Genomic DNA, 12,439 nt, shown 5'->3' on the forward strand with positions numbered 1-12,439 from the left:
CTGGCATCCTTCCACCCGCTGCTGGATCCCGTCTCCGTCAGCCCGGCGGGATGCGGCCGATCGAGCACAGGGTGCGGATCGAGCCCGATGGATCGGTGTAGCAGCTCGCCGACCACCCGTTCTGCTGGATGAACGACTTGCGCCGCTCGCGGAGCGACGTCTCGTAGGCCTTGCCGATGGCGCTTTGAACCGCACCGGCGTTCTCACCGGTCGCCGCCGCACCGGCAATCGCCAGATCCTGGAAATAGACCGCCGAGGGTGTCGGATCGCCGGAGGCCGCCTGGACGATGGGCTCGGACCTGCAGGTCAGGTCGATCTTCGTGCCGTTCGGGATCTTGAGATCGATGCTCGGCCCTTGCCGCCTCCCGACCTTCGCGCCGATCTCGGAAACGATTCTCGCCGCCAGTCCGTCACACTCATCCGCATGGGCCGGGACCGCCACGGACAGGGTGATGGCCGCTGCGAGATAAACCGGTCGCGTCACGCTGGAACGGCCGTCGGATTCCGCATCTGCGCCCCGCCCGATCCGGCCCCGCCGCGCGGTTGCGCGCCCGACGCCTCGCGCAGGGAATCCACGGTTTCGTCGGAACCGGGGGCAACGAGATCACGCCGCCGTTCCGCCGTCGGCATCGGCATGCAGACCAGGATGATCGTGCCGAGACCCTCCTCGGACCGGATGCGCAGCGAGCCTCCATGAAGCTCTGCCATGGAGCGGGCGATGGCGAGCCCCAGGCCGGAGCCCTTATGGGTCCGGGTGAGGTTCGTCTCCACCTGCTGAAACGGTGAGCCGAGACGGCGAAGAGCGGCTTTCGGGATGCCGATCCCGTTATCTTCGATGAAGATGTGGACCCGGTCGCCGGCCGGCCGCGCCTTGACAATGATGCGCCCGTCTCCGCCCGGCGTGAACTTCACCGCGTTCTGGATGAGGTTCAGGAGGATCTGATGCAGGGCGCGGCCATCCGCCAGCAGGGTCAGGTCGTCTGAGACGTCGACGTCGATGCTGAGTGATTTCGCCCGGGCCGACTCGGCCACCAGCTTCAATGCGCCCTGGACGGCGGTGTCGAGGGGGACTTCCCGAAGCGCGAGGCGGACGCTGTGCGATTCGATGCGCGACATGTTGAGGATGTCGTCGATGACCGAGAGCAGGTAGTCGCCGCTGGAGCGGATATCCCGGCAATATTCCGTGTAGCGGGGCGATCCCAGCGTTCCGTAGACTCCGCTTTCCATCAACTCCGCGAAGCCCATGATGGCGTTGAGCGGCGTGCGCAGCTCATGGCTCATGGTGGCGAGGAACTCGGATTTCGCCTGGTTGGCGGTTTCGGCCTGGGCCTTCTGGTCGAGGTAGCGTTCGGCGAGGTCCGCGAGCTGCTGGGTCTGCAGTTCCAGGGTCCGGCGCGAGCGCTTGAGGTCCTTGACCGTCTCGATCAGTTCGCGCTCGGAGGCGACGAGCTGCTCCTGCTGGCGCTTGAGGTTGGTGATGTCGGTGCCGACCGAGACGTAGCCGCCGTCCTTGGTCCGCCGCTCGCTGATCTGGAGCCAGCGGCCGTCGGTGAGCTCCGCCTCGAAGGTGCGGGCGGTCGCCGACGAAACCTCGATCTCCCGGAGTTCGCGGCGTACCGGCGGCAGGACGCCCCGGCCCATGATCTCATGGTAGCGCTTGCCCGGCGTCGCATCGTCGGGACTCAGAGCGTGGAGGTGGCGGAATTTCGAATTGCACAGGACGAGGCGGTTGCTCGTGTCCCACAGGACGAAGGCTTCCGAGATCGCCTCCACCGCGTCGCGGAGGCGCATGTCGGCGGTGGCGTTGGACTCGGCGAGCTGGCGCTGTTCGGTGACGTCGAGTGCGATGCCGACGAGGTGCCGGCCGCCATCGACCTGATCGGGGACGACCTCGGCGCGGGTGCGCAGCCAGATCCAGCCGCCATTGGCGCTGCGCATGCGGAATTCGTGATCGACGGTGGACTGGCTCGCAGCCAACTGGCGGGCAAGGGCGTAGAGGTCCCCGTCATCGGGATGGACCAGGGCGTTGACGTCGCCGAAGGACAGGAACTCGCGCTCCCGGCGATAACCGAGCAGGGCATACATCGAATCCGACCAGTAGATCCGGCCGCGCGGAATATCCCAGTCCCACAATCCGCACCGACCGCGACCGAGCGCCGTGTCGAGCCGCTGCTTGATCTGCTCGCACAGCCTGTCCACCGCATAGGCCCGCTGGGTCTGTAGCGCGTAGGCGATGCCGATCCCGACGATCACGAGGGCGGCAGCCGCGTAGAGGACCGCCTGATGCCGCATCCGCGTGGCCCAGGCATCGAGAATGGGGGCGATCGGCTGGATCACCGCAACCTGGCCGCGACCTTTGGGAAGCGTCCGGAGGGCCGCGAAGGCCTGTTCGCCATTGGCGAGGGTCAGCGCCATCACGCCGGCGCGTTCGCCCAGCGTGCTCAGGGCCTGCATCTCTCCGAGGCGGTCCGCGATGGTCCCGCTCAGGTCCGTCAGGGCCGGGTGGGCGCCAAGAAGCGTTTCGGAGGACGAGGCCACCAGGATCTGGCGGCCCGACGGCATCAGCGAGACGGGGAGCAGAGTCTCCAGGCGCGACCGGATCGCGGGCGGCGTCGCTTCCGCGTCCGACATGGCGGCCGTGACGAGCCGCGTGAAGGTCTCCATGTCCGTGACCGCATCGCGCAGGATCTCACTGCGCTCGCCGCGCAATTGTAGCGCTGCGCCGGCCGCCAGACAGACGAGAAAGGTGGCGAGGAAGGCGGGCACCGCATAGCGGAGCCAGATCTCGGCACGGACGAACCGGGTATGAGCCGCAGTCTGAGGGCGGTGAATACCGAGGATCGTATCCGCACGTGCGGAGAGGGAAGCGGAATCCGCCTCCAGCATGACAAGCCCCCGCAGCTGCTGGTGAGTCGTTCGGGGCATGTCGGTGAGTCACGCTCCGAATCGTATTCAATTCAGCATTTCCACAGCCAACTTGTCCACGAAATTCTTGGCCGTCCGCTTGACTCCTGGCGCAGTGTGGCAATCAGATTCGGAGAATCGATGGATCGAATTTAACCTTATTTTCGAGTGTGTTAACCATCACCGAGGGTCCGGGCCAGAATATCAGCCACATCACGGGAAAGCCCTGTCCTGGAGGCAATTTCTCCAAGCGTGGCCTTGGCTTGGCTACGCCGCACCGGCTCCCACATTCGCCACGAACCGAACGCGGTCAAAAGCCGCGCTGCGAGCTGGGGATTCGTCCGATCAGTCGTCTGAACCGCGTCCGCAAGCAGTCTGAAGCCCGCTCCATCGGGTCGGGCGAATTGCGTCGGGTTCGCCATGGCAAAGCTCCCGATCAGTGAGCGTACGCGATTTGGATTGGTGATCGCGAAAGCCGGATGCCGCTGCAGCCTCTCGATTCGCTCGATCGTGCCGTCTTCCGGGATCATCGCCTGGATGGCGAACCACTTGTCGAGAACCAGTGGTTCGTCGGCATAGCGGAGGCCGAAGGCGTGGAGCGCGGTTTCTCTGGCCGTTCCCGGGATCGAGGCCAGGACCGAGAGTGCCGCCAGTCGGTCGGTCATGTTGGTGGTGTCAGCGAGTTCGGCAGTGGCGAGCTCGACGCCTCGCTCCCCGTTCGAAGAGGCAATCAGGTCCAGGGCGGCGTTGCGCAGGGCCCGGCGACCCGCCGAGACCGCACCGGGGTCGAATGGCGCGTCCGCCCCGTCCGCCATGGCGGCGCGAAGGGTCTCCAGGCGCGGACCGAGTCCTCGTCCGATCTGGCGCCGCAGGATCTTTCGGGCCCGATGGATCGCATCGGGATCGACATCGGAGCCCAGATCGCCGGCGACGTCGCCTTCGCTCGGGATGCCGAGGACGAGGGCTGCGAAGGCAGGATCGCTTGAGGCCTCGTCGTCCAGGAAGGTAGCAAGCGCCTCGATGAAGGCTTGCGCGGCGGGGTCCGTCTCCTTCGTGAGCGATGCGTTGGCTCTCGTGCGTTCGACGATCAGGCGCAGCGCGATGTTCTGCGCAGCCTGCCACCGATTGAAGGCGTCGGTGTCGTGAGCGAGGAGCGTCAGGCGGTCGGCATCGCTCGATGCCATGTCGATGCGAACCGGGGCGGAAAAGCCTCGGAACAAGGACGGGACCGGCCTCTCGGCGACGTCGGTGAAGACGATCTCGTCCGATGTACGGTCAAGGACGAAGACGCCCTCGCTGACGCGTTCGCAGGAAGCGGCGATCGGGCCGCGCTCGCCGACGAGGCCAAGGGCGATGGGGATGACGAGCGGCGGGATGCCTTCGGCGCCTGCCAGGCGCTGGCTGAAGCGCAGGCGATAGGTCCGCGCGGCAGCATCGTAGTCTCCTTCGACGCTGACCGTTGGTGTTCCCGGACGCTCGTACCATCTCGCGAAAGCCGACAGGTCGTGCCCGGTCTCAGCGGCGAAGGCGGCGAGGAAATCCTCCACCGTGGCGGCTCGTCCGTCGTTCTCGGCGAAATAGCGGTCCATCCCCGCGCGAAAGACGTGGGGCCCGATCAGCGTGCGCAGCATCCGCACGATCTCGGCACCTTTTTCGTAGACCGTTGCCGTGTAGAAGTTGTTGATCTCGGCATAGGCCCGGGGCCGGACCGGATGGGCCAGCGGCCCGGCATCCTCCGGGAACTGGCGGGCGCGCAGCGTCCTGACCTCGCCGATGCGATGGACCGCGCGCGAGCGCATGTCGGACGAGAATTCCTGGTCGCGGAAGACCGTGAGGCCCTCCTTCAGGCAGAGCTGGAACCAGTCGCGGCAGGTGACGCGGTTGCCCGACCAATTGTGGAAATACTCGTGGGCGATGATCCGCTCGATCGCCGCGTAATCGGCATCGGTGGCGGTGTCGGGCGAGGCGAGGACGTATTTGTCGTTGAAGATGTTGAGGCCCTTGTTCTCCATGGCGCCCATGTTGAAATCGGACACCGCCACGACGTTGAAGACGTCGAGATCGTAGGCGCGGCCGAACGCCTCCTCGTCCCAGCTCATCGAGCGGGCGATGGCGTCCAGGGCATAGGCGGCCCGGTCCGATTTGCCCGGCTCCACGTAGACGGCGAGGGAAACGGGGCGACCATCCATCGTCGTGAACGGGCGGGACACCCGGTCGAGGCGGCCGCCGACGAGGGCGAAGAGATAGGCGGGCTTCGGGTGCGGATCGTGCCAGATCGCATAATGGCGACCCTGGCCGGCAGGCCCGGCTTCCGTCAGGTTGCCGTTGCCGAGAAGGACGGGCGCTTCGTCGGCATCGGCCTCGATCCGCGTCGTATAGACCGACATCACGTCGGGCCGGTCGAGGAAGTAGGTGATCCGGCGGAAGCCGTCGGCCTCGCACTGGGTGCAGTAGACGCCGCTCGACCGGTAAAGTCCCATGAGTTTGGTGTTGGCAGTCGGGTCGATCCGCGTCTCGATCGCCAGCGTGAAGGGCTTTTGCGGCGGCTCATGCACCGTCAGCGCCGAGGCGGTGGCGGAATAGGCCGCCGGATCGAGGATTTCGCCGTCGAGCGACAGTCGCGTCAGCGTGAGATCATCACCGTCCAGCACCAGGGGCGTGTTCGCGCGTCCGTCCGGGTTCGGGCGCATGGCCAGGGTCGCGACGATCCGCGTCTCACGGGTATAGAGCCGAACGTCGAGTGCCACCGTGTCGATGAGGTGGTCGCTCGGCCGGTAATCCTCGAGACGGATCAGGGTCGGGCTTTCGGTGCGCATGCGGTTGGTCCTGATCGGGAGCGAGGACTAAGAACGGCTCCGCGTCGTCGGCCCGCTCGGCTTCCACCCTCGAAGTATGAGGGGCGCGGGAGCGTCGGGGGCATCGCGGCGTTGACGCCCGGCATAGCCGGGCCACATAGGCGGCATCAACCGGAGACGACCCAGCCCATGGAATACCTGCACACGATGGTCCGCGTGGCGGATCTCGACAAGGCGCTCGCTTTCTACGTGGACACGTTCGGCCTGCGCGAAACCCGCCGCGTGGAGAATGAGAAGGGTCGCTTCACCCTCGTCTTCCTCGCCGCCCCCGGCGATTACGACACGGCCCTGGAGACGAAGGCGCCCCAGGTGGAGCTCACCTACAACTGGGATCCGGAGACCTATTCCGGCGGGCGCAATTTCGGTCACCTCGCCTATCAGGTGGACGACATCTACGCCTTCTGCGCGCGCCTGCAGGACAAGGGCGTGACCATCAACCGGCCGCCGCGCGACGGCTACATGGCCTTTGTTAAGTCGCCGGACGGGATCTCCATCGAGATCCTGCAGAAGGGCGAGGCCAAGGCGCCGCAGGAGCCGTGGGCCTCCATGGAGAATACCGGCTCCTGGTAGGACGGCGAGATCGCGGGGCGCGTCATCGCGCGCCCCGCGATCTCGGTTCTAGATCTATGCGCCGCCCGCTTCGCTGGCCGGCGTGATGCCGAGTTCGGCGAGCTTGGCCGAGACGGCTTCGATCGGCCGTTTGAGCTTCAGGCTGATGATGGAGACCGGCACGCGCTCGCGCGCCAGCGTCCGGAGTTCGGATACGTTTTCGAGCGTCCAGGCCGAATCGCTCGTTGCCATGGTCACCTCCTCACGTTGGCGGGCCGCCGCGACGGGCGTGGCCCACCAGGGGAGCTAGGGCCGCCTGGATCGTCGAGCAAGCCGCCGAACAAAATCCCGCCGTGGCGCCCGGATGGGCATCCGGCTCCTTGACCTCGGGCGCGATGGCGGCGCACATCCGCGCCGGATCAGTCGGCCGGGCGGCCGCTCCGGTGCGAACCGGGGAGGAAAGTCCGGGCTCCATGGAGAGACGGTGCCGGATAACGTCCGGCGGGGGCGACCCCAGGGACAGTGCCACAGAGAGCAGACCGCCCTGCTTCATGCAGGGTAAGGGTGAAAGGGTGCGGTAAGAGCGCACCGCGGACGCGGCAACGCGGACGGCACGGCAAACCCCACCGGGAGCAAAACCGAATAGGGGCGACACGCCTTCTCCCGAAAGGGACGGGGCAGGCCCTCTCTCCAGGCTCGTCGCCCGGGTTGGTTGCTCGAGGCGTTCGGTAACGAACGTCCCAGAGGAATGGCCGCCACGTCCGGAAGTTCGCTTCCGGGCCCTACAGAACCCGGCTTAAAGGCCGGCTGATCCTCTTTCCGCCGGCATCGGCCAGCGCTTGGCGAGCTCTCTCACACCCGACGAATACGCTGCATAAAACCGACGAAACTTACCGTCGGTTAACCTTGCTGAGGTCTGATCGGACTCGGCGGCTCACATGCGGGTCCGCGCGTTGACGGTGCTCAGAGGCTCATGTTACCCGGAATCACTTCGTCAGCGGCGATTTTGGGAACGGCGGACGCGCTGCGCGCTCGCCGGGGGCGAAGTGCGGGCCGCGTCCGCGACGTCTCCTCTTTCTTTGCCGTTCCGTCTCCTCCGGCCGCCTCGAAGCGGTCGATGCCCGCCGCAGGGACGCATGCGTCACATCCCATCTTCCGCCGCCGCCAGGCGTCCCCGACTCGTTCCAGCCCGGTGCGGGTCTCTGCGATCGGTTCCGTTCCGAGCCGCCGGTCGGGTTTCGGCATGACGCTCACTCATGCCGCCGCCGCCGGCGCGGTTACCGCTGCGCCGCACATTCCGGTGCTAATCGCCGAAGTGGTGGCATCGCTCGCACTTCCGGGCACATCCCTTGTTGTCGACGGAACCTTCGGTGCAGGCGGCTACACCCGCGCGATGCTGCATGCCGATCCAGGGATCCGCGTGCTCGCGATCGACCGCGATCCCACTGCCATCGCAAGTGGCGCCGGCCTCGTGGCAGCTTCCGAAGGGCGTTTGACCCTCGTGCCCGGCCGGTTCGGCACGCTTGATACGCTTGTCAGGGAACAAGGCATCGAATCTGCCGACGCCGTCGTCCTCGATATCGGCGTCTCCTCGATGCAGATCGACCAAGCCGACCGCGGCTTCTCGTTCCGCAACGATGGGCCCTTGGACATGCGCATGGAGCGCGCCGGCCAGAGCGCCGCCGACCTCGTCAATGGCGCCGAGGAGGCGACGCTGGCCGACATCATCTACCATTACGGCGAGGAGCGCCGCTCGCGGGCGGTGGCCCGCGCCATCATTGAGGCCAGGCGGAAAAGCCCGATCGAGACCACGGCGGCGCTCGCCGAGATCGTGTCGAGCGTGGTCTGGGCGGATCCCGCCAGCGGAATCCATCCGGCCACCCGGACGTTCCAGGGGCTGCGCATCGCCGTGAACGACGAATTGGGCGAACTCGTCCAGGCGCTCCATGCCGCCGAGCGAATCCTCCGGCCGGGCGGACGCCTCGCCGTGGTCACGTTCCATTCCCTGGAAGACCGTATCGTCAAACAGTTCTTCTCCGCGCGCAGCGGTCGAGCGGCCCAGGCCTCCCGTCATCTGCCAAGCGCCGATGCGCCGACCCCGCGCAGCTTCACCATGGTGACGAAGGGCCCGGTGACGGCCTCCGACTCCGAGGTTCATGCCAATCCCCGCTCGCGCTCGGCCAAGCTCCGGGCGGCGGAGCGGACCATGGCGCCGGCCGCGCCGCCGCTGGCGGCCATCGAAGCGCTGGCGGCTCTTCCCGCCCAGCGCGGTCACCTCGTCTCGAAGAGCGGTGGAGTGCGTCGGTGATCCGTCTCCTGAACGTCGTCGCCATTCTCGGACTGATCGGCTCGGCGATTTACGCCTACTCGATCAAGTACGACACGCTGTACCAGGCCGGTCAGGTCTCGAAGGCCAAGAGCCAGCTCCACAAAGAGCGGCAGGCCATCGCGGTGCTCCGGGCCGAGTGGCAGCTCCTGACCCGGCCAGACCGCCTTCAGGCCGCCGTCGAGCGTCATCTTGCCCTGGAGCCCATCGGCGTGAATCATCTCGGCCGTCTCTCCGACCTGCCGATGCGCCCAGACCGCGGTGACGAGATCGGTCGCCTGCTGGCCGCCACCGCAACGCCCAAGGAAAAATCTTCGGCGAAGGCTGCCGATGAGCCGAGGACGACCGGGTCGATCACCACGCGTACGACCACCACCAAGCCGACTGTGACCGCGTCGACGATCAAGACGACCACCGTCCAAACCACCAGAACGCCCAATACGGCTTCGAGGTAGTCCCGTGTCAGACGAGACCGTTCACGATCACACGCTCCACGCCGCCGACGAGGCCGGTGATGCTCTTCCGCAGGAAGGCGCTCCGCAGCCCGTGGCCGCCACGCGCCCGCCTTGGACGCCGATGGGCTTGGTGCGGGCGATGTTCCACCTCGCTATCGAGCGGTCCTATGCTCGCGTCGGCCTCGTCGGCCTCGGTTTCGCGCTGGTGTTCCTGACCATCGCCGGCCGATTGGTGGCGATGGCGGCCTTCCCTCAGGCCGATAACGGAGACAACCGCGTCGCCGCCGCGGCCACCACAGCGATCCGCCCCGACATTGTCGACCGCAACGGTGAGATCCTGGCCACCGACATCCGCACCGTGTCGGTCTTCGCCGAGCCGAAGAACATCTACGATAAGGACGAGGCGGTCGAGCTTCTCACTGCCGTCCTACCCGAGCTCAACGCCACCGATCTGCGTGCCAAGCTCTCGACGAAGAAGGGCTTCGTCTGGGTCAAGCGCGAGATCACCCCGAAACAGCAGCTCGAAGTGCACCGCCTCGGCATTCCCGGCGTTGGATTCCTTCCCGATCACAAGCGCGTCTACCCCAACGGCACCGCGGCGGCCCACATTCTGGGTGTGACCAACCTCGACAATATCGGCATCGCCGGTATCGAGAAGTACATCGACAATACCGGCCTGAAGGACCTGAACAGCCTCGGCTTCGTCGCCAAGGCCACCGACCTCCGCCCTGTCCAGCTCTCCATCGACCTGCGGGCCCAGTTCGCCCTGCGCGACGAACTGGCCTGGGGCGTCGATCACTTCAAGGCCAAGGCCGCGGCAGGCCTGATCCTCGACGTGACCACCGGCGAGGTGATCGCACTCGCCTCCCTGCCGGATTTCGACCCGAACAACCCGGCCGAGGCCAACAATCCCGACCGGATCAACCGGATGAATGTCGGCGTCTATGAGATGGGCTCGACCTTCAAGGCGATGACCCTCGCCATGGCGCTCGATTCCGGCAAGTACAACGTCAACTCGACCTTCGATACGCGCGGCGGCGTGCTGACCTGGGGCCGGCAGAAGATCCACGAATATCACGGTACCAACCGCACCATCACCATGCCGGAGGTGTTCACGCACTCCTCCAACATCGGCTCGGCCAAGATGGCGCTCGGCATCGGCGTGCCAGGTCACAGGGCCTTCTTGAAGAAGATGGGCCTCACCGACCGGATGCGGACGGAGTTGCCCGAAAGCGCCGAGCCCATCGTTCCCTCGCGCTGGACCGAGATCAACACCATCACCATCGCGTTCGGTCACGGCCTCGCGGTCGCGCCGCTCCAGGCGGCGGCGGCGGTGGGCGCGATCACCAATGGCGGCAACCTGATCGTGCCGACCTTCCTCAAGACGACGGAAGCCGAAGCGCTGAAGAAGGCGACCCGCGTGCTCAAGCCGGAAACCAGCGAGGCGATGCGCTTCATCATGCGTCTCAACGCCGTCGAAGGTTCGGCCAAGAAGGCGTCGATCCCGCTCTACTATGTCGGCGGCAAGACCGGCACGGCGGAGAAGGTCATCCACGGCCGCTACGTCAAGAACCGCCTGTTCACGACCTTCATGGCAGCCGCGCCCATGAACAACCCGAAATACCTGTTCGTCACCATCATGGACGAGCCGCAGGGCCTGCCGGAATCCGGCGGCTACGCCACCGCCGCCTGGAATTCGGGCGTCGTGACCGGCCGGGTGATCGAGCGCGTCGCCCCGATCATCGGCCTGCCGCCGCAATTCGATCCGCCGGTGAAGCCATTCCCCCTGATGGTGAAGCTCGGCGCCTATCACGCGACGATGCTCGACCCGCGATGAGCGACATGAATCTCGGTTCGCTGTTCCCGGACCTCGATGTCGGGCCGGCCTCCAGCGCGATCGTGACGGGCATCACGGCCGATAGCCGCCGGGTCGTTCCCGGTGGCGTCTTCGTGGCGGTGCCCGGCACGCGGGTGGACGGCAAGGTCTTCGCCGCCAAGGCTTTCGCAGACGGCGCCGTCGCCATCCTGGGCGAGGGCGATCGGCCCGCCGGCCTGCCGGCTGAGGCTCTCTGGATCCCCGTTCCCGACGTGCGCCGAGCATTGGCTCTGGCTGCCGCGCGCTTTTCCGGGCGCCAGCCGGAGACCGTGATCGCCGTGACCGGTACCAGCGGCAAAAGCTCGGTGGCCGATTTCGTCCGCCAGATCCTGTCGCGTTTGGGGCTCGCCTCGGCGAGCCTCGGTACGGTCGGCATCGTCACCGATCGCGGCGCGCAATACGGCTCGCTGACCACGCCCGATCCGGTCTCGCTGCACGAGACCCTCGCGCGGCTCGCCGACGACGGCATCACCCATCTCGCCATGGAGGCGTCGTCCCACGGGATTGAGCAGCGCCGCCTCGATGGCGTGAGGCTCGCCGTCGCCGGTTTCACCAATCTCGGCCGTGACCACCTCGATTACCACGCCACCATCGAGGAGTATCTCCAGGCCAAGCTGCGGCTGTTCACGACCCTCCTGCCGGATGGCCGGCCCGCTGTCGTGAATGCCGATGGCCCTTATGCCGGTAGAGTAATGGAAACCGCCGATGCCGCTGGGCATGAACTCCTTACGACTGGACGCCACGGCGGCTATCTTCGCCTGACCGACGCGACCACCGAGGGATTTGCTCAGGTTCTACGGGTGCATGGGCCCGGTCCGGGAGGGCCGACCGCCTATAGCGTGCGTCTGCCCCTCGTCGGCGCCTTCCAGGTGGAGAACGCGCTCCTCGCCGCCGGCCTCGTCGGCGCCGCCATCGGCCGCGACCGCATGGCGGACATTCTCGCCACCCTCGAACACCTCACCGGCGTGCCCGGCCGCATGGAACGGATCGGCGAGGTCAACGGCGCCCTCTGCCTCGTGGATTACGCCCACAAGCCCGAAGCCCTGGAGAGCGTGCTCGATGCGCTCCGCCCCTTCGCGACAGGTCGCCTGACTTGCGTATTCGGCTGCGGCGGCGACCGCGACACCGGCAAGCGCCCGCTCATGGGCGCCATCGCGGCGCGGAAAGCCGACCTCGTCATCGTCACCGACGACAACCCACGCAGCGAAGACCCGGCCTCGATCCGCGCTGCCATTCTCGCCGCTTCTCCCGGTGCCACCGAGATCGGCGACCGGGCCGAGGCGATCCAGACCGCCGTGCGCGGGCTCCGGGCCGGCGACGTCCTAGTTGTGGCCGGCAAGGGTCATGAAACCGGCCAGATCGTGGGCACACAGGTGCTCCCGTTCTCGGATCACGCAGTTGTCCGGTCAGCGATCGCGGAGGTGGGGGCGTGAGATCGACTCAGGGTGAAACGCTGTCTTCAGCGCGTCTCTCC

At 66.8% G+C, this 12,439-nt stretch carries 10 protein-coding genes and 1 other RNA gene; 6 read left to right on the plus strand and 5 right to left on the minus strand.

All coding sequences use genetic code 11. The features are described from left to right. Window positions 1-37: 37 nt before the first annotated feature. From ACYQML_RS09125 to pepN, 3 genes are all read right to left on the minus strand, one after another. Window positions 38-484, minus strand: a complete 447-nt coding sequence (locus ACYQML_RS09125; protein ID WP_461235361.1) for a hypothetical protein — start codon at window positions 482-484, stop codon at window positions 38-40. After that, the gene (locus ACYQML_RS09130) at window positions 481-2,886 is read right to left on the minus strand and encodes a PAS domain-containing sensor histidine kinase (protein WP_461235699.1); all 2,406 of its coding nucleotides are present in this window, start codon (window positions 2,884-2,886) and stop codon (window positions 481-483) included. The genes ACYQML_RS09125 and ACYQML_RS09130 overlap by 4 nt, the downstream gene beginning before the upstream one ends. 191 nt (window positions 2,887-3,077) lie before the next feature. Further along, window positions 3,078-5,720, minus strand: coding sequence for an aminopeptidase N (pepN, locus tag ACYQML_RS09135; RefSeq protein ID WP_461235362.1), 2,643 nt, complete (start codon window positions 5,718-5,720; stop codon window positions 3,078-3,080). A 168-nt stretch (window positions 5,721-5,888) separates the two neighbouring features. Here pepN and ACYQML_RS09140 point away from each other — a divergent pair, with 168 nt between their 5' ends. Beyond that, window positions 5,889-6,329: a VOC family protein gene (locus ACYQML_RS09140; protein ID WP_018045183.1), complete on the plus strand. Its 441-nt coding sequence runs from the start codon at window positions 5,889-5,891 to the stop codon at window positions 6,327-6,329. A gap of 54 nt (window positions 6,330-6,383) precedes the next feature. Here ACYQML_RS09140 and ACYQML_RS09145 read toward each other — a convergent pair whose 3' ends face one another. Both ACYQML_RS09145 and ACYQML_RS09150 read right to left on the minus strand, forming a co-directional pair. Beyond that, window positions 6,384-6,560: a hypothetical protein gene (locus ACYQML_RS09145; protein ID WP_200925922.1), complete on the minus strand. Its 177-nt coding sequence runs from the start codon at window positions 6,558-6,560 to the stop codon at window positions 6,384-6,386. 10 nt (window positions 6,561-6,570) lie between these two features. Beyond that, window positions 6,571-6,717 (minus strand): hypothetical protein, encoded by a 147-nt coding sequence (locus tag ACYQML_RS09150; protein WP_461235363.1) that lies wholly within the window; start codon window positions 6,715-6,717, stop codon window positions 6,571-6,573. A 10-nt stretch (window positions 6,718-6,727) separates the two neighbouring features. Between ACYQML_RS09150 and rnpB the strand changes: the two genes are divergently transcribed. The 5 genes from rnpB to ACYQML_RS09175 all read left to right on the plus strand — a co-directional run bounded on the left by rnpB (window position 6,728) and on the right by ACYQML_RS09175 (window position 12,398). Next, window positions 6,728-7,123, plus strand: an RNA gene (gene rnpB / locus ACYQML_RS09155) — RNase P RNA component class A. A 428-nt stretch (window positions 7,124-7,551) separates the two neighbouring features. Continuing rightward, a complete protein-coding gene (gene rsmH, locus ACYQML_RS09160) occupies window positions 7,552-8,616 on the plus strand; it encodes a 16S rRNA (cytosine(1402)-N(4))-methyltransferase RsmH (protein ID WP_461235364.1) in 1,065 nt (354 codons plus the stop codon). Next, on the plus strand, window positions 8,613-9,089 hold the full coding sequence (gene ftsL, locus ACYQML_RS09165; protein ID WP_461235365.1) for a cell division protein FtsL: 477 nt from the start codon (window positions 8,613-8,615) through the stop codon (window positions 9,087-9,089). The genes rsmH and ftsL overlap by 4 nt, the downstream gene beginning before the upstream one ends. 121 nt (window positions 9,090-9,210) lie before the next feature. After that, window positions 9,211-10,926, plus strand: coding sequence for a peptidoglycan D,D-transpeptidase FtsI family protein (locus ACYQML_RS09170; RefSeq protein ID WP_210348164.1), 1,716 nt, complete (start codon window positions 9,211-9,213; stop codon window positions 10,924-10,926). Beyond that, window positions 10,923-12,398 carry a UDP-N-acetylmuramoyl-L-alanyl-D-glutamate--2,6-diaminopimelate ligase gene (locus ACYQML_RS09175; RefSeq protein WP_419951951.1) on the plus strand — a complete coding sequence of 492 codons (1,476 nt, stop codon included), beginning with the start codon at window positions 10,923-10,925 and terminating at the stop codon, window positions 12,396-12,398. The genes ACYQML_RS09170 and ACYQML_RS09175 overlap by 4 nt, the downstream gene beginning before the upstream one ends. The last annotated feature ends 41 nt before the right edge of the window (window positions 12,399-12,439 follow it).

This window comes from Methylobacterium sp. CM6244 (assembly GCF_054817885.1).